We start from the raw sequence: 23,141 nt of genomic DNA, 5'->3' as shown, positions 1-23,141 counted from the left end.
CCTACCTCACCATCGATAAATAATAATTCTCGAGCCAGCGTGCGGTGTCGCGGATATCATACCCTTGCCTCCGCAGGGCATCCGCCGGAATCTCCCTGCCGGCGCCGTTGCGGGCAGCTTCAAGTACCCGTTCCACCCACGCCTGTTGATGTTTTAAGGATAGGGACTGAATGAGCCCCAGCCCCAGATCGACTTCCCGCGTGACGTTATCCGAAATGATGCAAGGAAGTCCCGCCCCTTGAGCCTCGACCAACGTCAACGGGAGGCCCTCATGGCGCGAGGGAAAAACAAACAGATCCAATGCCTGAAGCAATCTGTCGATATCGCCTCGCACACCCAGAAAACGCACGCTATTCTCCACCTTCAACCGTTCCGCCTGGCGCCGCAATTCATCGCGCAGCGGGCCGTCACCCGCCAGAAGGAGTACGGAGTCGTTCAGCATGGGCCTCGCCCTGGCATACACATCGAGCAGATACGCATGATTCTTCTGATGCTGGAAACGCCCGACATGCCCCAGAACAAAGGCGGTCTCGCCAATCCCCAACTCCTTTCTCACGGCATGCCTGACTTCGGAACGGAAGAAAAAACGCTCTTGCTCTATTCCGTTCTTCACGATGCCTGCCGTGTCTGAACGTTGTTTGAAGAGCCAACGGGCAGCGGCATGCGAGCAAGCCAACAGATGAGTCGCCGAGGAAGGTATGCTTTGGCCCGCGTACCATTTGAATGCCTTGGCGGCCAAGCCCCCTTCGCTCCTCGTATTATGGCTGTGCGCAATGCGGCAGGGAATGCCTGCCTGACGCGCCGCCTTCAGAACCCAACCGCTCATCTTGTCCATATGAGCGTGAATGAGCCTGTAGCCGGCATGATCCTGGAAGAAGCCGTTCAATGCCTGCCGATACCCTATGACGCCAGCGCCTGAAATATACGGAATCCGGTATATCTTGCCGCCCATCCCTTCAATTTGACGGTCGTATACCCCCGGCTTGCAGGTGAGGAAATCGAACTGAACCTTGCTTCGGTCCAGGTTCCGGTACAAATTCATGATCAGGGTCTCGGCCCCGCCCCGGTTCATATTGACGACCGCATGGAGCACTCTTACAGGACCTGACATGATCCTCCCTCCCCTTCCGTGTGCATATGGGATTCATAGATCAGCCCCAACTCATGGAGGACCGCCTTCTGCTCATATTTCCGGAACATCTGCAGACTTTCCCTCCCCATGCTCTCCCGCAGGTCGGGGGAATCCGCAAGGGTTGCGATTCGTTCCGCAAATAGCCCGGCAGCCTGAGGAGGAACAATATAACCGTTACGTCCGTCGCATACGAGCTCCAGATGCCCCCGGTTCCGGGTGGCGATGATCGGAAGCCCGCAGGCCATCGCCTCCATCATCTGAACCGGCAGTCCTTCCCTCAAGCTGCCGGAGACGGCAATGTCACTCATATGCAGCAGATCGGGAATATCGTTGCGATACCCGAGAAAGTGAACATGCCGATCCACGCCCAATTTCACGGATACACTTTTGCAGGCTTCCAGCAATGCGCCCTCTCCCGCCAAGAGCAGTCTTACTTGCGGAGCCCGCTCCCGTATTCGGGCCAAGGCATGGATAAGCAGCTGATGATTCTTGTTGCGGTTGAACTCGGCCGCATAAAATAACAAAATATCATTCCGGTCGAATGACATCAGCTCCCTCAGGCTTGCCTTGTATTCCGGAAGTGCCGGATAGAAACGTTCGCCGCTCACGCCAACCCCATGCACATGCTCAATGCGCGCCGCCTTAAAGCGCCGGCGAACGGCCAACCGGTAGTCCTCCTGATTGATCGTAATGAGACAATCGGTCGAACGGGCCAGCAGCTTTTCCACCGGGTAATAAAGCATCCAATTGATTAGCGGCGCGCCTCTGCAGAAATGAAACCCGTGCGCCGTATACATGACCTGCGTCCCCTGTCTCCGGGCACGTCTTGAGGCCAGACGCGCCAGGACACCGCCCACCGGGGTATGGCAATGCACAATCTGATAACCATGATGCTCGATCAGCCGCTTTACCTGCCGGTAGGCTTCACGATTCCGCCAGCGAAAGGGAGAACGTTCAAAGGGGATGTTGAACTTCCGGTCTGCATACGGAAGCTCCCGTTCGCCTTTTGCCGCGATATGAATCTCCCAGCCCCGTTGTTTGAACCATTGAAGCACGGGCATATGGAACGAGCTTATATGATAATCGACCGTGGCACAGAACAGTATTTTATTCGGCATTCACGGTCTCCCTCGCCAGGACATGGGACAAATAGTTCAGCAGATCGCCGCGAAGATCGTCGCGTTTTAAGCCAAATTCAATCGTTGTCTGAATAAATCCCATTTTCTCGCCCACGTCATAGCGGGTTCCGGCAAATTGGTATGCATACACCGCTTCCGCCTGATTCAGGGTGTCTAATGCGTCCGTTAACTGAATCTCGCCGCCGGCGCCGGGCGCCTGCCGGGCCAAAATACTGAAAATCTCCGGGGTCAGTATGTATCTTCCCATAATGGCCAGATTGGACAGCGTCGAGCCTTGCTGCGGCTTTTCCACCAGATGATTCACTTGATACAGCGCTTCCTCCACTTGGATGCCGTCCACGATTCCATAGCGTGACACCTCTTCATCTCTTACGCGTTGAACCCCGATAATCGATGAGTGATATCGGTCGTACTTTTCCATCATCTGTTGGAGGCAAGGCTTCTCCGCGGTAATGATATCGTCGCCAAGCAGGACGGCGAACGGCTCCTTCCCTATGAACTTGCGCGCGCACCATATCGCATGCCCAAGTCCTTTCGGTTCTTTCTGCCGGATGTAGTGAATGTCCACCATCTGAGCCGGCTTCTGCACTTCGGTCAATAAATCCAGCTTTTGTTTTTGGAACAGCACTTGCTCCAGCTCCAGGAAATTATCAAAGTGATCTTCAATGGCGCGCTTCCCTTTCCCCGTCACGATAATAATGTCCTCGATTCCGGATTCCACGGCCTCCTCTACGATATATTGAATCGTTGGTTTATCCACGACGGGAAGCATTTCTTTAGGCATTGCCTTCGTAGCCGGCAGAAAACGCGTACCCAGGCCGGCCGCCGGTATGATAGCTTTTTTCACCTTGCTCATTACCATGATCACCTCCCGGTCTAACTCGTCTTGATTAGCTCCCTCGGCTCCACTTTTTTGTTGGCCAGATCAAGGAGCATTTGTTTCAATTCATCAGCAGGCAGCTTGTCGTGTACTTGCAGCAGATACTCGATTTCCTTGAAGTTGACCTTCGAAGACTTCCCGATATAAATTTTGGGATATGCCCGATGCTCATGTACTTCGCCTTCTGTCAAAAGCTCCTCATATAGCTTCTCGCCCGGGCGAATTCCCGTAAATTCAATTCCGATTTCCTCAACGGAATATCCCGACAGGCGAATCACATTTTTGGCCAAATCTACAATTTTCACCGGGTCGCCCATGTCCAGCACGAAAATCTCGCCGCCCCGGGCCAAAGCCCCGGCCTGAATAACGAGACGCGAGGCTTCCGGAATCGTCATAAAATAACGCACCATATCCGGATGGGTGACCGTGACCGGCCCCCCGCGCTCGATTTGCTTTTTGAACAGCGGGATAACGCTCCCCCGGCTTCCCAAGACATTTCCGAAGCGCACAGCTACAAAGTTGGTGGAGCTTATCTCATCCATGTATTGAATGATCATCTCCGCGATCCGCTTCGTTGCGCCCATGACGTTTGTCGGATTGACGGCTTTGTCGGTAGAGATCATAACAAACGTCGAAACGCCTGCCTGACTGGAGGCCTTGGCCGCATTCAAAGTGCCGATAACATTGTTTTTCACCGCTTCCTCCGGGTGCCGCTGCATCAGCGGAACATGCTTATGGGCTGCGGCATGATAGACGACATCCGGTCTGTGCTTGTTCAATACGCGGACAATTTTGCTCTCGTCCTGCAAATCCGCAATCTCCGTATAGAACTGAATGCTTTTATCCTTGAACAGGTTTTGGAGTTCCAGCTCAATGGAATAAATGCTGTTCTCCCCGTGCCCGAGAAGGATCAGCTTGCGAGGATTGAAGTTCGATATTTGCCTGCAAATTTCCGAGCCGACAGAGCCGCCGGCTCCCGTCACCAGGATCACTTTGCCTGTTGCAGAATCGCTGATGCTTTCCAGATCAAGCTGCACAGGTTCCCTCCCTAACAGGTCTTCCACCTGCACATCCCTGAACTGGCTGACGGATACCTTGCCGCTGGCGATATCCTCAATCATGGGGATGAATTGGGTTTTGGCCTTGGTTTTCACACATTCATCGAAAATAACCTTAAGCCCGGGTTTGTTAAGTCCAGCGGTATGATGTCAAGTCCCTGATTGATGAGAATTGGAAAATTACCTTTGCGTGCAGCAGGATCAATCCCAAAAAAGGCATCACCAAACTAGACCCAGTCGAAAATTAAGTAAAATACCATAATTTAACTGGGAATTAGAGAAGAAAATTCATGAGCCAAGGCATTATTGCTCTGTCGGCTTCACCTTCCTTCTGGGCGTATAGAGTTGGTCGTTGCGTAGCAGCACATCGACCAGACGCACAAGTTTTCTTGCCGTTAAGACGAGGGCACGTTTGTGTTGATGCTTAGGGACTTCATTGAATTTCTTCCGGTAGTACTCCCCGAATTCCGGGTCGCGGTTTTTTACCGAGTTGGCAGCTTCAACAAGGTAGTAGCGAAGGAATCGGTTGCCGGAACGAATGCGCTTTGTATCTTCCGCCTCGAAGGAGCCGGATTGGTGCTTGCGCCACGTCAGACCCGCATACTTGGCCAAGGCGGCTTGATCCGTGAAGCGGTCGATGTCGCCGATCTCGGCCAGGATGCCTGCGGCATAGACCCGATCAATGCCCGGAATGGAACGGAGGCACTGGCTGCTGGAAATGCCGTCTAAAATGCGCTCAATCGCCTTGTCGAGCTCTTTAAGCTGACTCTGGATGCTCCGGATCGACTGAATTGAGGTGCCCAGCACCAAATCAATGGAATCCTCGACAACCTTCGAGAGACGGTACGAGGCCCGAGCCGCCTTTTGAATACAGCGGGCGACGTGTTCGGGATCGGGGAAACGATTTCTCCCCTTGTCCTTGAGATAGTCAGCCAAACGGGCGACATCCATATTCGCCATCTCATCCAGACTATACTTTTCCGAGAGCATTTCCATGATGGCATGGCCGAACACGGAACTGTCCACCTCCGCGCGAAAAGCATTGCACTTGTAGAACAGATTTTGCAAAAAGTATTGCTTCTCGCGGGTAAGGTTGTGTACGAGATGGAATCGCATGCGAGTGAGCCGCTGCAAGGCGATGTACTGTTCCTGCATCACGATAGTCGTCGTGAGTCTGCCAAAACGCAGGCGGTCTGCAATGATCCAGGCATCGATGCGATCGGTTTTGTCCAGGTCGGCATAAGCGTCTTTGAATTTGTTAATCAGCTTCGGATTAATGGTGAACACCTTGGCATTCAATTGTTGAAGGGCCTCATCCTCATGCAAGTACATGGCTGGATGCCAACTGTAGACGGATGTGGCTTCAAGCCCGATATGAACCTCAGAGCAGGCTGTCTTGACCGCAGCAGAAATGATGCGATCCCGCAAGTAAGAAGCGCCGTGCAGATTGTTGGTGGTCTTGAAGGTCTCCAGGGTGTCGCCATCCGATTTCATCAAACAGGCTTCCAGTTCTTCGGAACTGACGTCAATACCGACAAAAAGCTTCAAGAGAATTCCTCCTTTCTATAAGGGATTCAGGGAACGGACTCTCCGGACTGTCTCCGGCGCACTCGCCGATCAATCACCCTCGCATATGAGAACACGCTTCGGTTCACGAGCTGCCCCGACGCTGCTACAGTCGGGCATGAGTTGCCGAAGGGAACAGCCAGCGGGTAAGAAGTGCAAGCGAGTACCGGAGAAACAGACTTAAAAAGTAGATTGGACTACAGGAGGGAGACGAATTTCCCCGAATGGAACCCTAAGTTCCATTGTCCAGAGACATTCCGGAAAGTCCAGTCCCCATATTAATTTTCAATGTGCAAGCTGGAAATTTTGAAGGCATTCTATGTTTCTATAAAGGACTGGAAAAAGACTCAAAACTGCCTTCAGGAAATACTATACGAGGGAAGGGATGGCGATGACAATAAGTTCAATCTGGTAGTCTCTGGCAACCTGCTCGATGGCACGCGTGCCGCCAACGACGGGAACCCCCAACACGTCCAAGCCATGTTTGTGCGGATTATCGTCTACAAAAGCCACCGGCCTCATATCCTGATCCGGGGAATGGAGCAACTGCCTTGCCACCATCGTTCCCGTCGAGCCGGCGCCCACGATCAGGGTGCGTTTGTACAGGCTTCGCTGCTCCTGCTTGCGGGTAACATTGCGCATTAAGCGCCAGCAAAACCGCGAACCCCCAATCAGGATCATCAGGATCATCCAGGTCACAGCCATTAACCGCACATGAAATTCCTGAACAGCCATGTATTGAACCGCTACACCCGTTACTATAGACAGCGTTACCGCTTTGACGATGCCGATCAGCTCACCTTTGCTGGCGTATTCCCACGCGTTCTTGTACAAGTTGTACACAAAAGCAAACAGATGATATCCAAGCAGCAGCGCGACGGAAGAAGTTACGATCAACGGGTCCGCGAATACCATGACGTTCGCGGACACGAGAAAATAACTGATGTAAATCGATAACAGGACGATAAGCGAATCCAGCATGGCGAGCAGCGAAAGCCTTTGCTTGTAAGTCAATGCGTTCACTCCCCCTTCCCCATTGTTCTTATGCGTCCTGCCTTCATTCAGCAGAACATTCTGCCAATCCGTTCTTAATAACGAACAAAACGATTTGCAGAACCCGCTGTTACCATGTATCTGGTCACTTTTTATTGAAAAACGTGCCCGCAATTCGGGCATGTCCAAACTCCAGCAGCCTCTTGGCCTCAAGAGCATCCTCGGCGGACGTCCTGCCGTTCTCAATCACGAGCAAGGCCGCCCTGCATCCGCTGGCCAGCACACTGGCCTCACTGGCCGACAGCACGGACGGGCAATCCACCAGAACGATATCAAAATCCTGTGTCAGCTCAAGCTGGTCCATGAACGATGAATCGCATAAATCCAGCAGCTCCGTAACCGCTGAGCCGCTGGATATCACACACAGGTTCTCGATCGGAGTCTCTTGGATCACTTCCTGAATAACCGCCCGCTGTCCCACAGCCTCTGCCAGCCCCGGGCTTGCCTTCACATTCAGAATCCGGTGAATGGCCGGACGCCGAACATTGGCATCAATCAACAACACCCGATCGCCGCGCTGGGCGAAAGCAATGGAGAGATTGACGGCCACCGTCGTCGTCCCGTTTCCCGGCCGGGGCGAGGTAACCGCCACCGAAGCAAACGGAGCGTCCGTAACAGCAAATCGAATATTGTTGCGCAGAACGCGATATTGGTCCGCTTGGGTTGAAGAGGCATGATGATAAGTTATCGTGCTGTAATCCACCAGTATAGGGTTGGAACGATTCTGCTTATGTGCCAAGGGATTCACCACTTCCCCCATGACCTATGGTCTCGCTCTTCATCGTGCGAAGGATCTCCCTTTTGCGCACATAATCCATTTGCCCCAGTACCGGCAATTCCAGCAATCTCTCCAATTCGCGCGCCGAACGTATGGAGCCGTCCAGCGAATCCATCACAAAGATAAGGCCCACGCCTGCAATGGCCCCTGCAAGCAGGGCAATATACAGCCCTGCATAGCTCGGCTTATTCACGGGAACGGGGTTGGGCTCCTCCTTGGCGCCGCTTAGCAGGATCACGCCATGAAACTTTAAACTTTCGGCTGCTACCTGTTTAAAAGCCTCGACAACCGCATTCGAGATGTGAGCAGCCAGCCCGGGATGTTCATGGTAAGCCGTAACCAGCGTAACGAATGAGTTATCGACGCTGGTTACGGAGATCTGTTTTCGCAAGCTTTCGGGCGACTGCTTCAACCCCAATTCCTTGATCACGCGCTCCATCACGACCGGTTCACGGATCATGACCAGCATAGTCCCTCTCATGTTTATTTCACTGGAAGACAGGATAATACGTGCTGAAGATGCATACACGTCCGGCTTCGGTCTGGAAACATAAAGACCGCCCAACACGCCGCAAATGATGATAGATACGAGAATGATCCACCATCGCCGTTGAAGGACACCGTATGTTTCCTTCAAGTTAATTTCTCTGACCGCCATCTTGCCGTCGGATGTGAATGATTCATCGTTCATCACGAAGTTCACCTGCCTAATCACGGATTTAACTTTATTAAGAACGATATTAACTATTTTAGTTCTCAATAGAGAACATGTCAATAATAAACAATTCCTTACTTGTGACAAAATCCGATCCTTAAATAGACTGCAGCACAGCATCCAGCATTTATTCAACCTGATTGTTCCGCGATTTATCGTTCGGTTTTAAAGCCAGTTTCGCGGTATGAAGGGTATTATTTTCCACCGTATACACGGGAGCTCCGATCCCTGCGTTGATTGTCGATATTCCCGCGGCCGGCCTGTTGCTCCGAATGGTGTTCCCCCGAATCGCCGCGCTCCGCACAGGCGCTTTCAATTGGCGTTTGCTATAATCATTGATCTTGATCAATTCAATATCGGTGTTATCCAAATAAAAGGCGTTGACCAGGTTATTTTCGAACACAAATTTTTTGACGGCCTGGACACGGATCGCCGGGGCATTTCCCTGAACCTCGAAGATTGAATTTTTAATGGACAAATCGAGCTCTTTATGGTTGGCTATCACATTATTCGTTGCCATAGAAGCGGAGAGAAAGGTGCAGTTGTCAAACACGTATTTCCCGGCTGTATTGATGAAGACCGCTCCCAACGTTCCGGTGTCGGCCGTCTCGAACCGGCAATCGGTGTACGTTCCAGGGGGCAGGCTCAAGCCGTACGTGGAATTATAGTCGAGCACCTGCAGATTATGAAACACACTGCCTCCCGGGGCGTTGCCGGTCAGCACCCGGAGGGTGGACTCCCCGATGATTTTCACGTTCCTGAACTCACTGGGCATGCCGTTAACGATCAACCCGGATTCCCTCTTCTTGTTATTGTAAATCGTAAGTTCGGACACCTTCACCCCGAATTTCTCCTTGCCATCCACCCGGAATACCGCATCCGTCAGCGTCATGCCGTTCACCTGAATGTTCGGCCCCAGAAAACTGGCAACGGAATCGTTCATCTTGTTCCCTGTAAATACGGCGTCATTCTCCGCCACAATCTTGGAGCCGTCAAAATGATTGTTGACCATGACCGCGTCCGCAAAAGGAGCAGAGACGGCAAGACCGAACTTGTTTGTGGAACCAAAGTAATTGTCCTCGACATGGGCCCCTTGCCCATCGTACAAAATAAGATCATAAGCGGCGTTGTTGTAGAAACGGTTTCGCTTGATCGTGACGTCCGAGTTCCAGTTTCCATTCTCGAAAAAGCCCCCCTCCACATCAATCCCTGATTGAGGAGCCGTTCCTTTCATATCATGCAGAATATTATCCATAATGGTTACGTTTCGGGTTCCGCCCACCGTAATGCCCTGTCTTCGATTGAAGGCAAATTCGGAGTTTTTGACAACGGAATCCGACGTGGGAACCCGGTTCCACACCTGTAAATAAGCATCGGCCGCGGATGGTTGATGAAACACGACATGATAAAAGGCGGCTCCTTGGGGAATGACCATGTTCTCTCTCATCTTTGCCGAGCGCTTTTCCAAAAAGCCCCCGCTGGTCTCATAGAAATAGATGTCAAAGTTTGGGGGTAATCCACGGAAATTGGCCAGTTCAAAATAACCTTCCTTCCGAAAGATTTCATGGGAGAGGGATTTCAGCGATTTGGTTCTGATTTTTGTCAAATCGCTGATCGGCTTGCCTTTGCTGTCGATGCCGCCCCTAACAAAGGATTTGGCGTCCAGCACCCCGGTATTGGTTCCGTGAGCACTCAGCATAAGCCCGTCTCCCGTGAAGTTAACCGCTTTTACCCCATCGATCGTTACGCGCTCGGCCCCTTCTAGCAGGATGCCATACCCCCCTTCATGTGTCCCTTTACTATCCGGATGATCCTTTTTGGAGTAATCATGCATGTCTTTGTCGCCTTGATATGTCCCGCCGATCAGCGTCACATCGTGAACACCGTACCCAATATACATCAAATCATATCTTTCTTTATCATTGGGCTCCTTCTGTAAAATAACATCAGGCGTAAGTTGAAAAGTCATGTTGCTGACCATGTTGATCCGGCTGTTTTTATCGATAGCGTACGTTCCTGGAGGCAGCGAAACGGCCGTTATGCCCGCTTTGCCAGCCCATGCCAGCGCATCGTTAATCCCCTTTGTCGCCTGTGCCGGCTGCGTTCCATCGTTGCGAATTCCCCATCTTGCCAGATCAATGCGATGCACCGGCTGCACCGCACTCTTCCGAGCCTCTTCCGCTTTGGCGGACACCGGCTGTTCATAGAGCACACCAGAGCATAATAACAACAGCAGCAGTGCCATCGTTCCGGGTTTGTACATAAAATCCTCCCTTTACATCATAATCACCACCAAGATTACCATATTTTCCTGCAAAGAAATAGTTTCATCCAACCTGCATTCGTTCAATATATTCAATCGCTGAAACTCAACCGCTGACCATACGGATAACCGTGCGATGATGCGAGGAGACAACAGAAACGTATTCCATTTACCATTAATAGCAACGAAAGTCTATATTCCTTCGCCGTGAAACTCTCTATACTGAGGATAGGCAATGTATGGAAATCAGGACACGAGGGAGGACATCGAATGACACAGCGACAGCTTGAACGGAAAGCCGATCTCGTCATCATCGGCGGCGGCATGGGAGGATGCGCCGCGGCGCTCGCCGCCTGCCGCTTGGGCAAGACCGTGCTGCTGACGGAAGAGACCGCCCGCATCGGCGGCCAGTTGACCAGCCAGCTCGTCCCCCCGGACGAGCATCCCTGGATTGAGCAATTCGGATGCACGGTTACCTACCGCCAGTTCCGCCATGCGGTCAGACGGTACTACCGGGATCACTTGCCGCTGAACGCGAGGGCGCGTTCCGACGAGCGGCTGAATCCCGGAAACGGCATCGTAAGCCGCCTCTGTCACGATCCGCGCGTCGCGCTGCATGTGCTGGAAGCGATGCTGTTCCCGTATGTGCACAGCGGGCGTCTGGCCATCCTCACCGGCTGCCGCCCGATCGGCGCGGAGGTCGAGGGCGACCGCATTCGCGCCGTTACGGTGCGGGCTGCTCAGGGCAATGAGTATGTTTGCACGGGGGCCTATTTTCTCGACGCGACCGAATGCGGCGATCTGCTTGCCCTGTCCGGGACCGAATACGTCACTGGCGCGGAGTCGCAGCGCGAGACCGGGGAACCGCATGCCGTTCCCGGGCCGGCCGAGCCGCAAAATATGCAGGGCATTACGTACTGCTTCGCCGCCGAGTACGCCGAAGGCGAAGACCATACGATCGAGAAGCCGGAGCGCTACGAATTCTGGCGCCAGTATCAGCCATCGTTCTGGCCCGATCGCCTGCTGAGCTGGACCGGCGTTCAACCGGCCACCTTGAAGCCGGTGCGATATTCGCTCTTTCACGAGCCTGGAGCCTTCCCGCTGTTCCATTACCGCCAGATCAGCGATCCGGCCCTGTATGATCCGGCGTCCGGCACCGTTCCCAAACCGGTCACGATCGTGAATTGGCCGGAGAACGACTATTGGCTCGGCTCCGTCATCGATGTCAGCGAGACAGAACGCGAACGCCATCTGCAGGATGCGAAGCAGCTCAGCCTGTCGCTGCTGTACTGGCTGCAGACGGAAGCGCCGCGGAGCGACGGCGGCTGCGGTTATCCGGGCTTGCGGCTGCGGCACGATATCGCGGGCACGGCGGACGGCATGGCGATGTATCCGTATATTCGGGAATCGAGACGCATCCGGGCCGAGTTCACCGTCCTGGAGCAGCATGTCTCCACCGAATACCGCGCGGGCCGCCCGGCCGAACCGTTCGCGGACTCGGTCGGCATCGGCTGCTACCGCATCGATCTTCATCCTTCGACGGGCGGGAACAATTATATCGACATATCGTCCCTCCCGTTCCAGATTCCACTGGGCAGCCTCCTGCCGGTCCGCATGGACAATCTGCTGCCGGCATGCAAGAACATCGGCACCACCCATATCACCAACGGCTGCTACCGCCTGCATCCGGCGGAGTGGAACATCGGGGAAGCGGCCGGCGCGCTGGCGGCGTACGCCCTTGACCACGGGATTGCGCCGCGCGCGGTGCGAAGCGGCCCGGATCATCTGGCGGCCTACCAGCGCCAACTGCAGCAGCTCGGGGTTGAGCTGGAGTGGCCGTCTATTTACCCCGTCTAGACCCTAAGGGCTGGCAACGAATATGTACAATCTCCGCTGCATGCCGCTATTAAAAAGAGACTGCAGCCGCCAGGCGGCGCAGTCTCGATAATGCCGTTTATTCGCAAATGCATTACTCAGCCGCCCTTGGAAGCATACCATTCGTTGGCGGCGTTCACCATCGCTTCGCCGCCCTGGGCGCGCCATTCCGCGAGGAATTGGTCATAATTGTCCAGCGGCTCCGCCCCGCTGATGAAGTTGATGAACGTGTCCTCCTGGAATTTATTCAGCCGCTGCAGGTTTTTGGAGATGTCCGGAATCGGCGGCGCCGAGCTCATCGGATCGACTATAATCAGGCCTTCCGCATTTTTCTGGAAGGTGGCGTAATAGCTTTCCACGACCGGATTTTTCTTGAGCCGAGCCTGCCAATACGTCGGATAATTTTTCTCGTCCACGCCCGTCAGGAAGGCGCTCGCATTGCTGCGCTCGTCCGCGAACTTCGGCATAATCGGCGTGTACACCCCGTTCTCGAACTTGTGATGAATCCCTTCTTCGCCGATGGCAATGCCTTTGAAAATATCCTTATCGAACTTCAGATCGAGCCACTTGATCGCTTCTTCCTTATGCTTCGAAAATTTCGGCACCGCGATATAATAGTTGGTCGTATTGCCAGCCGAGCCTACCCGGGCCACGCCCGCTTTATCCTTCAACACGGGCACGATCTCCAGCTTCGCGTCCGGGAAGTTTTTGGCCAGGGCATTCACGAGATTCGGAGCGACCCACCATCCCGGGCTGTACATGGCCGCCTTCCCGCTCGCCATCTTCTCGATGGATTTGTCCGCCGTATTGATGCCCTATTCCGAGTCGATCAGCCCCTCTTGGTACAGCTTGCTCATGAACTCCAAGTACTCCTTCATCTCCGGCGCTTCGACGGAATGAATGATTTTGCCGTCCCGTTCGAGCCAAGCCGTCGTCAAGCCGAACACGCTGGCGATGTCCGGATGGACGGGGATTTTGCCGCCCGTCAGCGGGATGACATTCTTCTTCTCCTTGAACGCCTTCAGCACCGTGACGAGCTCGTCAAGATTGGTCGGGACCTCCAGATTCAGCTCGTCGAGCCAATCCTTGCGCACGACGAGCGCATACGATGCCGAGCCGTTGCCGCCGCCGGTCTCCGGGATGGCGTACGTTTTGCCTTCATAGCGGGCGCTGACCCACGAATCCGGCCCGATCACCTGCTTCATGTTCGTGCCGTACTTCTCGATCAGATCGTCGAGCGGCTCCAGCGCTCCGGAGGAGACGAGCTGGTAGTATTGCGCAGGCTCCAGCTTCAAGATATCGTAAGGCTCCTTGTTCGCCATGAGCAGGTTCAGCTTCTCGTCGGCATTCTCCGCCGGCAGCATTTCGTATTTGACCGTATAGCCGGTCTTCTCCTTCAAATACTGGGCGACCGCATCCCCGTTCGGCTCGAACCGATCGAACGGCATCAGCTGGCGGAGCTGCTTGCTGTCCCCTTCCCCTCCTTCAGCCCCTTGGCCCGACTTGGCGCCGCTGCAGCCGATAAGCGACAATACGGTGATGATCGCCACGACCGAAATCCAAATCCGTTGACGCCGCATGAACATTCCCCCGTTCTTTTTGTTCTTTTGCGCACGCATACGTGCCTAGACCTTCATTAACGCGATTAACCTTTAACAGAGCCAATTAACACCCCTTTCACGAAGTACTTCTGCAGAAATGGATAGACGAGCAGGATCGGCAGGGTCGCGACCAGAATCGAAGCGGCTTGAATCGCCTGCGGCGTCGAGTTCATGACGGCATCGATAATCGGCACATGTCATCCATCCTGATAGGTGATGTTGGAGTGAATCAACAGTTCCTTCAAATACAACTGAAGCGGTTTCAAATCCGGAGAGTTGATATAAATCATGGAAGCGAAATAATCGTTCCAGAAGCCGACCGCATAGAAGAGCGCAATCGTGGCGAACACCGGCAAGGACAAGGGAACGGTAATGCGGAACAAGATCGTCAGATTCGATGCCCCGTCCATCTTGGCCGACTCTTCCAGTTCGTCGGGAAGCGATTCGAAGTAATTTTTAATGATTAACATATTGAACACGCTGATCATGCTCGGCAGAAAAAGCACCCATAGCGTATCGATGAGGTTAAGCCGGTGCATAAGCAGATACGTCGGAATGAGGCCGCCGCTGAACAGCATCGTGAACACGTACATGAGAATGAAAAACTTCCGTCCGCGCAGCCGCGGCTTGGACAGAGGATAGGCGGCCATCGCCGTCATGACGAGCCCCAGGGCGGTCCCCGCCACCGTGATGATAACGGATACCATGAAGGCGTTCATGAATTTGGCGTCGCTTAATACGTACGCATACGTGCCGAATTGAATATCGGCCGGGAACAACGACACCCGTCCCGACACCACGGCCTCTTCGCCGCTCAGCGATTTGGCGAGCAGGTTGAGGAACGGGAACAGCGTCGTCCAGGACACGATGGCAAAAAAGAGATAGTTCAGCGCCTGGAAGATGCGCTCCCCAGCCGACATGCGGATCGCCGTCCGCACCCCTTTCGTCTTTCGCCCGGTTTTCATGCCAGTCCTCCTTTCTTCAGCTGTCGTCCCGCTGCGGCTGCCGTCCGTTCTGACGCGCCCGGGCGTTCAACCGCACCGTCCGCCAGCGTCGCCCTCTACCAGATGCCGCGGTTGAGCAGGCGCCGGCTGAGGTAATTCCCGCTGATGATCAGAATGAAGCCGACAATGGAGTCGAACAGTCCTACCGCGGCCGAGAAGCTGTAATTTTGTTCGCCGAGCCCGGTGCGGTACACATACGTTCCGATGACATCCGAGACATTATAGACGACCGGATTGTACATCACGAGAATCTGCTCGGTGCCGGCCTCCAGCATATGGCCAAGCCGCAGGATGAACATCAGCAAAATGACCGGGACCAGACCCGGAAGCGTAATATGCCAGATTTGGCGGAACTTGTTCGCCCCGTCGATTTTGGCTGCCTCGTACAACTGCGGATCGATGGAGCTCAGCGCCGCCAAATAGACGATCGTGCCCCAGCCCGCCTCCTTCCAGCCGGCCGTGCCGACGAGCAGCCAGCGGAAGACGCCGTTGTCGAGGAAAAATTTGATCGGCTCTCCGCCGAACCATTCAATCATCCGGTTGACAAGCCCTCCGTTGATGGACAGCAGATCCATGAACATGCCGCTGACGATAACCCAGGACAGGAAGTGAGGCATGTAAATAATCGTCTGCACCGGGCGTTTGAACCACATTTTGGTCAGCTCGTTCAGCAGGATGGCCAGCACAATCGGAAGCGGAAACAGCATCACGATCTTCATCACCGAGATGATGAGCGTATTCCAGAACACCTGCGCGAATTTCGGCGACTGGAACAGCCGCTCGAAATGCTGCAGCCCGACCCACGGGCTGTCGGCGATGCCGCTGAAAATGTTGAAATCCTGAAAGGCGATAACGACGCCGTACATCGGGGTGTACTTGAACAAGAGCAAAAAGGCGATGCCCGGCAAAAGCGCGATATACAAGTCCCAGTCCTTGCGCACGTCGCTCCCCAGCTTGCGCCAGTAACGCTTCCTCTGCGGACGCGGAGCGGCGGCGATATCCGCGTGTCTTATCTCCATTGGCCTCCCTCCTTCCTTGCGGCCCGTACCCCGTAGAGCTGTGATGTATTGCTGTATTACTAGCGTAAGGGACGGCAGCCATCCGGAGAACGGGAAAGCCATGACTTCTTCTGGTAAATTGATGGCTATGGCCCGTTCAGCGCGGGCAGCATTCGGGATCTGCGGCCACGAATCGGCGGATGCTATGTAGGCGGAACTCCTGTCCCTTCGGCTTCCCCCCGCTAGCCCCGCTTCCATTCGCTCGGCGTGACGCCCCAATATTTTCGGAACACCTTCGTAAAATAACTGACATCGCGGAAGCCCGCGGCTTGAGCGGCATCATACACCCGTTTCCCCTGGAAGAGCGCCTCCTTGGCCCGTTCCATGCGGCGCTCCAGCACATAGGCCGAGAACGGCTGCTCCATCTCCTGCTTGAACAGCCGGCTCAAATAAGAGGCGTTAATGAACAGCCGGTCCGCCACCCCTTGCAGCGACAGCTCGCCCTGAAGCTCCCGCTCGATCAGCTCCTTCACTTCCGCCACGAGCCGATTGCCGCCGCGCCGCCTGACCAGGCAGGCTTGCGCGCTAATGCGCCGAATCACGCTCCGCATCCATTCGCTCCATTCCTGCTTCGTGCGCAGCTCCGACGCATGGTGGAATGATTCCGCGTCCTCCTGCATCACCTCATGCAGCGACCATCCCTGCTTGTGCATCCACGTGACGATCCACGACTGCAGCAGCAGCATCTGCTCTTTGACCGCCTCGGCCTGCTCGATGGCGCACACCTCGCCGATCCAGGCCTCCGCCGCCGCTGACGCCTGCCGCTCGTCGCCGGTGCTCTAGGCGATATCCAGCTCCCGCATCCAGCGCTCGCTCTGGACGGCCGCCGCATCCGGCAGCGAAGCGAACCCGTCTTCGCGATACGGGATGACGAGGTCGCCCCCGTGCACGAGCCGCTGGCCCAGCGCGAACATCGCCTCCTTGTACAGGCGGGGCGCATCCTCCAGCCCTCCATGCGCCGAGCTGATGCCGGCGCTGGCCGTCAGCTTGAGCGATGTCTTGATATGCTCCAGCATCGCGCCCGCCATCGCATGGATGGCGATGACCGCGTCCCCGTCCGCCGTGCCGCCATCGCCGGGAGCATGCCGGAACAGAATGGCGATCGGCTTATCGACATCGCGGCAGATCAAGGCCGAGCGGGCTCCCATCGAGCGGAGCGTCTCTTCGGCCACCTGGCCGACGGCAAAGTGGATCAACGCGGGATCTTCCCCGAATGCCTGCGCCCGCTCAGGAGGCACGGGATCGGGCTCCATCACCATTACCGCATAGCGCTCGTCCGCAGGGAGCGCGATGCCCAACTCCGCCATCCGCAGGCGGAAGGCCTCGGCAGGCAGGCCGCCCTCCAGGCCCAGGCGCAGCGTGCGCTGCTGCAGCGCCGGCAGATGGGCCTGCCATTGCTGGCGCAGCGAAGCATAGTCATGCTTGCGCTGAATCTCCAGGCGGCGTTCCGCGACCGCCTCCGCGACCGCCGTCATTATCGCATCCTGGCCCGCCGGCTTGAGCAAATATTGCTTGACGCCCAGGGCGAGCGCCTCCTGTGCATACGGGAAGTGATCATGGCCGCTCAAAATAATGGCCTTCACCTCGGCATTCCAGACCATCGCCTGCCGCGCCAGATCAAGGCCGTTCCCGTCCGGCAGCTGAATATCGACGAGCAAAATGTCTGGACGCTTCACTTGCAGCCACCGCCTGCCTTCCTCCGCCGTCGCGGCCGCCGTCACCCCGGTTATGCCGGCCTGCTCCCATGGCATCAACTCCGTCAAGCTGTGGCGAAGCCGCGGTTCATCCTCGATGATTAACAAATTCATGCCGCTCCCTCCTGACCTCTTCCCAAAAATCCAAATCATAAATGATAATCCCCACCGTTCAGGTGAAAAGTCATTGCAACCTTTAGAACGCCTTTCCAGTAAAACACCTTGCCGAAGATTTCGGCGCCATTTCTTACCCCAGGTCCATCGTCCTGGCAGCAAGCCTTATCCCGTGCGCAGCGCCGTCTCGTTCGGCGCTCCCAGCGGCAGGACGAGCGTGACAGACGTGCCCTCTCCAGGAACGCTGTCTACGCGGATGTCGGCTTGCGGGCCGTAATTCAGGCGCATGCGTGCCGCGACATTCCTTAACCCGTAGCCCGCGCCCGCGTGCCCATCCGGCTGCGCCTGATGCCGATCGGGCTGCCGCAGCACCTCCGACAGCTCCCGCTGCAGCCGCTCCCCCGCCGCGGCCGTCATTCCCGCGCCCGAGTCGGTTACCGCGATGACCAGCGCTGGCCGCGTTCCGCTGTCCTCCAGCCGCGTCGCTACGCGCAGCACCGCCTCCCGCCCCGATTTCTCCACGCCGTGGATAATCGCGTTCTCGACGATGGGCTGCACGAGCAGCTTGACGATGGGCAGCGGCTCCGTCTGCGGGTCGATGTCGTACTCGACCCGGAATTGATCCATGAACCGCAACTGCTGAATGCGGATATACACATGCAGATGCTCCAGGCTTTCCTTGACGGTGAGCACATCCTTGCCCTTGCTGAGGCTGAGCCGGAAAAAGCGGGACAGATTCAGGACCATCTCCGCGATATCCTCCGCCTCGGATTGCTGCGCCATCCAATAGATAGAGTCCAACGTGTTGTAGAGGAAATGGGGATGAATCTGCGACTGGAGCAGCTTCAATTCGGTATTGGCCAGCCTCAGACTCTGCTCATAATGGTCCCGAATGAGATGCTGCTGCTTCGAGGCCATCTGATTGAACAGATCCGTCACAATGCCGAACTCGTCCCGCCGATCCGATTCGAGCCGCACGTCCAGATTGCCGCCGGTTATCGCCCGCATGCCGCGGGCAAGCTTCCGCAGCGGCGCGGCGATGCCGGTATAAATGCTGAAAGCCATAAGAACCGCAAGCACAATGCTGAGCGCGATGATGAAGACGGCATAATGCTCCAGCTTGTAGGATTGCGCGAAGATTTCGCTTTTGGGCTGAGCCAGCGTCAGAGTCCAGCCGTAATAGGGCGATACCGCGCGGATCAGCACTTGATCGCCCTCCTCGGCATGCGTGGCGTAGCTGTCAAGCGATTCGGGCTGCCTGCCTGTCCCCGCGACCCATTTCCCATCGGCCGTATACAGATGCAGCTCGGACTGGGCCGAGGGCAGAAGAGAGCGGATATATTGCTGCAAACGCGCCGTATTCAGGCTAATAATGAGCGCATGCCGTTCCCGATCCAGATTATAAATATCCATCGATCGCACCACGGCCAGACTGTCGACACCGAATACTTGACCGAACGGCTTGCCTCCGCCGATGCGTTCGTCCGGCTGCATGAATACAATGCCCGTCCCCATCCCGTTCAGCGTCTGCCGCAGCCAGATGCGCTCATTCGCGCGATCGACAGGCAGTACGCCATGCGCCGTAGAGATGACCGCATTGGAATGATCATGATACACGGCAATCTGGGAGAACATCGGATGAATGGACAGGAAATCGGAGAACTGGCGCTTCATGCGGGCAAAGGCCATCACCTCCCGCGCTCCCAGCATGCGATTGGCTTGATTCAGCGCCGCGATAATCTCCGGATCGGTCGACAGCATGGCCGACACTTCCTCTACGTTTTGCAGCACGAGCTCGATATTGTCCATCAGTGCCTGCATTGCGCTCTCCGTCCGCGCCGTCGTCTCGGACAGCAGCAATTGCTGCGAGCGCTCATTCGAGAACCACCCGGTAAGCGCCAGCGGAACGAGAATGAGAACGAAATAAACGGTCAAGCGCCACTGAATGCGTTGGCGGAACCGATTAGAAAGCTCACGGAGCATGGGGGTCACTCCCTTCCCGCAAAGGACCGGATACATCACGTACCGCTTCGCGCTTCGCCTGATTCCGGCTGAACTGATACCACGCATTCGCCTCGTTCGACATCTCTTCCCCGCCTTCGGCCAGCCACTCGGCCGCGTACGCATCGAAATCATCCAGCGGCCGCTCGCCAAGCACAATCTCGATCAGCCGATCGTTCTTTTTCGCCAGCATCGGCGCATAGCGGGTCATCGCCGGGGTCGGAAGCGACCGAAAAGCGTTCGGCATCACATGTGGAGAAATATGCTGAAGGTTATCGTACAGGCGATAATGCAAGCCCAGCGAATCCAGCCGGCTGCGGATGTACCCGCTCTCGGGAATATCGGCCAGATTGGCGTACAGGCCCCGGTAATGATCCCGGTTATGCATGCCCATGTTCGTCACTCGCCTGCCATCCTTCCATGCCCACACTTCTCCTTCGAAGCCGAACTTCAGCGTGTCCCTCCCCTCGCCGGCAATGAAATTCAACAGCTGCAGCACTTCGACCGCATGCGGACTCGCGGCCGGAATCACTTGATAGGAACGCACCGTCGGCAGTCCGTACGTGCCGGCCCCGCCGGGTCCTTGCGGATACGGGAGCGTGATCCATTCCGCTTGCGGGTCGCGCGCCGCGCTTTTCTCCAGGACGCCGCGGGTGTCATACCATGTCCCGGTGAACAGCCCGAGCCGCCCGTCGATCACTTGCCGCTCCAGCCCCCGCTGCGTCTGAATCGGGAACAGCGGATCGACGAGCCCCTCCGCCACCAGTCCGCGCAGGAAGGCGAGGGCGTCTTTCATTTCCGGCAAAATATTGGAATAGACGAGCTTGCCGTCACGCTCTACCCACTGATTCAACTGCACGCCGAATGCGCCGAACCACGGGGAGGAGCGCCCGAAATCCTCAAAAAAGCTGGTGCCGTATGGATTGCGAATGCCATTGCCCTCCGGATCGAATGCGGCAAAAGCCCGCAGCACAGCGACGATCTCCTCAAGCGTCTTAGGCGGCGCGAGGCCAAGACGGTCCAGCCAATCTTTGCGGATGTACATCATTTCCAGTCCCTTCGCTTCGTTCAGACTCGGAATGGCATATACTTGGCCGTTAAAAGATACCTGCTCCCACACTTCGGCGGGAATCCGTTCTTTGAGCTGCGGAGCATACCGCTCAATTAATTGATCGAGCGGAGCCAGCATCTGCTTGCGCGCATAATGCGAGACCCAATTCGGATCGGAAATGCTGATCAGATCAGGCGTATGGCTCGACATCATCATTACGCCGACCCGATCCTCGTACCGGTGCCACGGAGGGATAATGACCTCCACCTGGAGCCCCGTCTCGTCCTCGATATACGACAAATACGGGTTATCATTGTCTGTCCACGGCTCGGGGAACTTGATCCCGAGACTGTTCAGCACGATCGTGATTGAGGGACCCGTTCGATCCCGCTCGGACTTTATCCAATCCACGTTGGACGGATGGCAGCCGGCGAGCGACAGCGCCAACGAACAGCATGTCGCGGCGGCCAAGATGGACCTCCATCTGGCGCACATCGGCATTACCATGGTTGTAAGCGCATTCAACAATTTCTTTGCCATCGTTGTTCCCTTATACTTCTGCACTCCTCTCTCTCCTTCCCTGATGCTGAAGTTCACGGCTCCATGCCGCAATATATACAAAAAGGGCCTATCAGTATGTATGTTCTGATAGACCCTTGTCCAAAGCTTATTCTACTCTTCTTCCGCCAACCGTTTCAAGCGGCCCGCCTGCCCGGTGGAAATGATCCATCTTCAACGCTTACCCCCTACTTGCAACTTTACATTTGTCAAGAATGTAAAGTTAAATTATACTGATACTATACACTTTAGAGTACGAAACTAGGAGCAACCACCACGAATCGGAGCGATGAACCCATGTCACATAAAACGAAAGTTACTCAGCAGCATATCGCCGACGCCTTGGGCCTGTCCCGCAACACCGTATCCAAGGCGCTGAACAACGACCCCGGTCTGCGCGAAGACACGAAGCGGCGCGTCCTGCAAAAGGCGGTCGAGCTCGGTTATATGAAGATTCATCATGAGCTGGCCACATCCGAGGGTTACGCCGCGGAGAACCGGCTTGTCGCTCTGCTGACCCATTCGGACTATATGGGCAACCCTTATTGGATGTCCTTCTTGAAGGGGCTGAATACGACGCTGAAGGAAGCCGGCTCCACGTTGACGATGACCATCGTCGATATGGAGGAAGAGCGCCAGCTTCTCCTTCCGGGGCTCTTTCACCAGCAGAAGCCGGCGGGGGTCATCACGATCGGGCCGTTCCTCCGCGAATACTATGAGATGATCGCATCTACCGGAACGGCATCCCTGTTCATCGATACCCATGCCGATTATAAGCCCGGCGATTTGAAATGCGATATTTTGCTGGCCGACAACAAGCACAGCGTGCATAAGCTGACGAGCAAGCTTATCGAGCAGGGCCACCGGAATATCGGCTTCGTGGGAGATATCGGCTCGTGCCTGAGCTACCGCGAGCGCTGGGAAGGCTTCCAGCTCGCCTTGAGCGAGCACGGGATGGAAGCGGATGAGGAGTACTGCATCATCAACCGCATGCAGCGCCATTATTACACGGAGGCGGAGCTGCGGGAAGCCTTCCACGCCATGAAGCGGAAGCCGACTGCCTTCGTCTGCGTGAACGACGCTATCGCGCTTGAGATTATGACGATTATACGCCAAGCGGGGCTCAGCATTCCGGGCGATATCGCGTTGACCGGCTTCGACAATATCGCGGAATCGATACTGGTGCAGCCGCCCCTGACGACCGTGCATGTCCCCAAGGAGGAAATGGGCATGCGGGCAGGCGACCAGATCGTATGGAGAATGGATCATCCGAAGCGGCCGCACGAGATGATCCGGCTCGACGTCGAGATGATGTGGCGGGAGTCGTAAGCCCGCCTCCCCAGTGATCGGCACTGGCCCCCTCTCTCCCTGCATGCTTTCAAATGTAAACTTACATTCATTTTAAAATGTAAGTTAAATCAGATGGTTTTGTAGGATTTTAGATGTAAAATGCACATTATCAACTTGACATTATGCCAAGTCTCGATTACTCTGGATGTAGGAAAAGGGCGTTATGTCCTGGGCCATTTTTCGGCGCAGCGGCATTCGCCGGCAGCAGGTGGTGACCGCCCAGGTCCATGATGGGTCCTTCCTGCCCAGAC

Annotated in this window: 17 protein-coding genes and 2 pseudogenes; 2 read left to right on the top strand and 17 right to left on the bottom strand. The window is 55.6% G+C overall.

All coding sequences use genetic code 11. From position 1 onward, the window contains the following. Position 1: 1 nt before the first annotated feature. The 9 genes and pseudogenes from OCY70_RS09980 to OCY70_RS09940 form a co-directional block, all read right to left on the bottom strand. Positions 2 to 1,111, bottom strand: coding sequence for a glycosyltransferase family 1 protein (locus OCY70_RS09980; RefSeq protein ID WP_213430967.1), 1,110 nt, complete (start codon positions 1,109 to 1,111; stop codon positions 2 to 4). Next, positions 1,096 to 2,250 (bottom strand): glycosyltransferase family 4 protein, encoded by a 1,155-nt coding sequence (locus tag OCY70_RS09975; protein ID WP_213430968.1) that lies wholly within the window; start codon positions 2,248 to 2,250, stop codon positions 1,096 to 1,098. Before OCY70_RS09975 ends, OCY70_RS09980 begins: the two co-directional genes overlap by 16 nt. Further along, complete coding sequence (gene galU, locus OCY70_RS09970; RefSeq protein WP_213430969.1) at positions 2,240 to 3,127, bottom strand: UTP--glucose-1-phosphate uridylyltransferase GalU; 888 nt, start codon at positions 3,125 to 3,127, stop codon at positions 2,240 to 2,242. The genes OCY70_RS09975 and galU overlap by 11 nt, the downstream gene beginning before the upstream one ends. 20 nt (positions 3,128 to 3,147) lie before the next feature. Further along, positions 3,148 to 4,344: pseudogene (locus OCY70_RS09965) on the bottom strand (UDP-N-acetylglucosamine 4,6-dehydratase family protein); the annotation flags it as partial. Between the two features lie 168 nt (positions 4,345 to 4,512). After that, the gene (locus OCY70_RS09960; protein WP_261944499.1) at positions 4,513 to 5,757 is read right to left on the bottom strand and encodes an IS110 family transposase; all 1,245 of its coding nucleotides are present in this window, start codon (positions 5,755 to 5,757) and stop codon (positions 4,513 to 4,515) included. Between the two features lie 387 nt (positions 5,758 to 6,144). Beyond that, positions 6,145 to 6,789: a nucleoside-diphosphate sugar epimerase/dehydratase gene (locus tag OCY70_RS09955; RefSeq protein WP_249724781.1), complete on the bottom strand. Its 645-nt coding sequence runs from the start codon at positions 6,787 to 6,789 to the stop codon at positions 6,145 to 6,147. Positions 6,790 to 6,913: 124 nt separating this feature from the next. Further along, entirely contained in the window at positions 6,914 to 7,567 is a 654-nt protein-coding gene (locus tag OCY70_RS09950) for a CpsD/CapB family tyrosine-protein kinase (RefSeq protein ID WP_213427345.1), read from the bottom strand. Continuing rightward, positions 7,557 to 8,297 carry a YveK family protein gene (locus tag OCY70_RS09945; protein ID WP_249724782.1) on the bottom strand — a complete coding sequence of 247 codons (741 nt, stop codon included), beginning with the start codon at positions 8,295 to 8,297 and terminating at the stop codon, positions 7,557 to 7,559. Before OCY70_RS09945 ends, OCY70_RS09950 begins: the two co-directional genes overlap by 11 nt. Before the next feature lie 151 nt (positions 8,298 to 8,448). Continuing rightward, positions 8,449 to 10,584: a right-handed parallel beta-helix repeat-containing protein gene (locus OCY70_RS09940; protein ID WP_213427343.1), complete on the bottom strand. Its 2,136-nt coding sequence runs from the start codon at positions 10,582 to 10,584 to the stop codon at positions 8,449 to 8,451. Between the two features lie 270 nt (positions 10,585 to 10,854). Between OCY70_RS09940 and OCY70_RS09935 the strand changes: the two genes are divergently transcribed. Next, positions 10,855 to 12,441 (top strand): FAD-dependent oxidoreductase, encoded by a 1,587-nt coding sequence (locus tag OCY70_RS09935; RefSeq protein ID WP_213427342.1) that lies wholly within the window; start codon positions 10,855 to 10,857, stop codon positions 12,439 to 12,441. Between the two features lie 116 nt (positions 12,442 to 12,557). Here OCY70_RS09935 and OCY70_RS09930 read toward each other — a convergent pair whose 3' ends face one another. From OCY70_RS09930 to OCY70_RS09895, 8 genes and pseudogenes are all read right to left on the bottom strand, one after another. Next, the gene (locus tag OCY70_RS09930; protein WP_249724779.1) at positions 12,558 to 13,220 is read right to left on the bottom strand and encodes a hypothetical protein; all 663 of its coding nucleotides are present in this window, start codon (positions 13,218 to 13,220) and stop codon (positions 12,558 to 12,560) included. Positions 13,221 to 13,274: 54 nt separating this feature from the next. Next, a complete protein-coding gene (locus OCY70_RS09925) occupies positions 13,275 to 14,039 on the bottom strand; it encodes an extracellular solute-binding protein (RefSeq protein ID WP_249724777.1) in 765 nt (254 codons plus the stop codon). A gap of 65 nt (positions 14,040 to 14,104) precedes the next feature. After that, positions 14,105 to 15,025 (bottom strand): annotated as a pseudogene (locus OCY70_RS09920) (carbohydrate ABC transporter permease). 95 nt (positions 15,026 to 15,120) lie between these two features. Beyond that, entirely contained in the window at positions 15,121 to 16,083 is a 963-nt protein-coding gene (locus tag OCY70_RS09915; protein ID WP_213427340.1) for an ABC transporter permease, read from the bottom strand. 221 nt (positions 16,084 to 16,304) lie between these two features. Next, a complete protein-coding gene (locus OCY70_RS09910; RefSeq protein WP_261944823.1) occupies positions 16,305 to 16,847 on the bottom strand; it encodes a helix-turn-helix transcriptional regulator in 543 nt (180 codons plus the stop codon). Positions 16,848 to 16,901: 54 nt separating this feature from the next. After that, positions 16,902 to 17,930 (bottom strand): response regulator, encoded by a 1,029-nt coding sequence (locus OCY70_RS09905; RefSeq protein ID WP_261944822.1) that lies wholly within the window; start codon positions 17,928 to 17,930, stop codon positions 16,902 to 16,904. A gap of 165 nt (positions 17,931 to 18,095) precedes the next feature. Then, entirely contained in the window at positions 18,096 to 19,913 is a 1,818-nt protein-coding gene (locus OCY70_RS09900; RefSeq protein ID WP_213427338.1) for a cache domain-containing sensor histidine kinase, read from the bottom strand. Beyond that, the gene (locus OCY70_RS09895) at positions 19,903 to 21,546 is read right to left on the bottom strand and encodes an extracellular solute-binding protein (RefSeq protein ID WP_213427337.1); all 1,644 of its coding nucleotides are present in this window, start codon (positions 21,544 to 21,546) and stop codon (positions 19,903 to 19,905) included. Before OCY70_RS09895 ends, OCY70_RS09900 begins: the two co-directional genes overlap by 11 nt. Positions 21,547 to 21,837: 291 nt before the next feature. Between OCY70_RS09895 and OCY70_RS09890 the strand changes: the two genes are divergently transcribed. Continuing rightward, positions 21,838 to 22,869: a LacI family DNA-binding transcriptional regulator gene (locus OCY70_RS09890; RefSeq protein WP_213427336.1), complete on the top strand. Its 1,032-nt coding sequence runs from the start codon at positions 21,838 to 21,840 to the stop codon at positions 22,867 to 22,869. The last annotated feature ends 272 nt before the right edge of the window (positions 22,870 to 23,141 follow it).

Origin of the sequence: Paenibacillus melissococcoides, from assembly GCA_944800085.1 — a bacterium.
Classification (GTDB): Bacteria; Bacillota; Bacilli; order Paenibacillales; family Paenibacillaceae; genus Paenibacillus_B; species Paenibacillus_B melissococcoides.
Note: the sequence above shows the minus strand (reverse complement) of the source record. Positions and strands in the feature narration are given on the sequence as shown.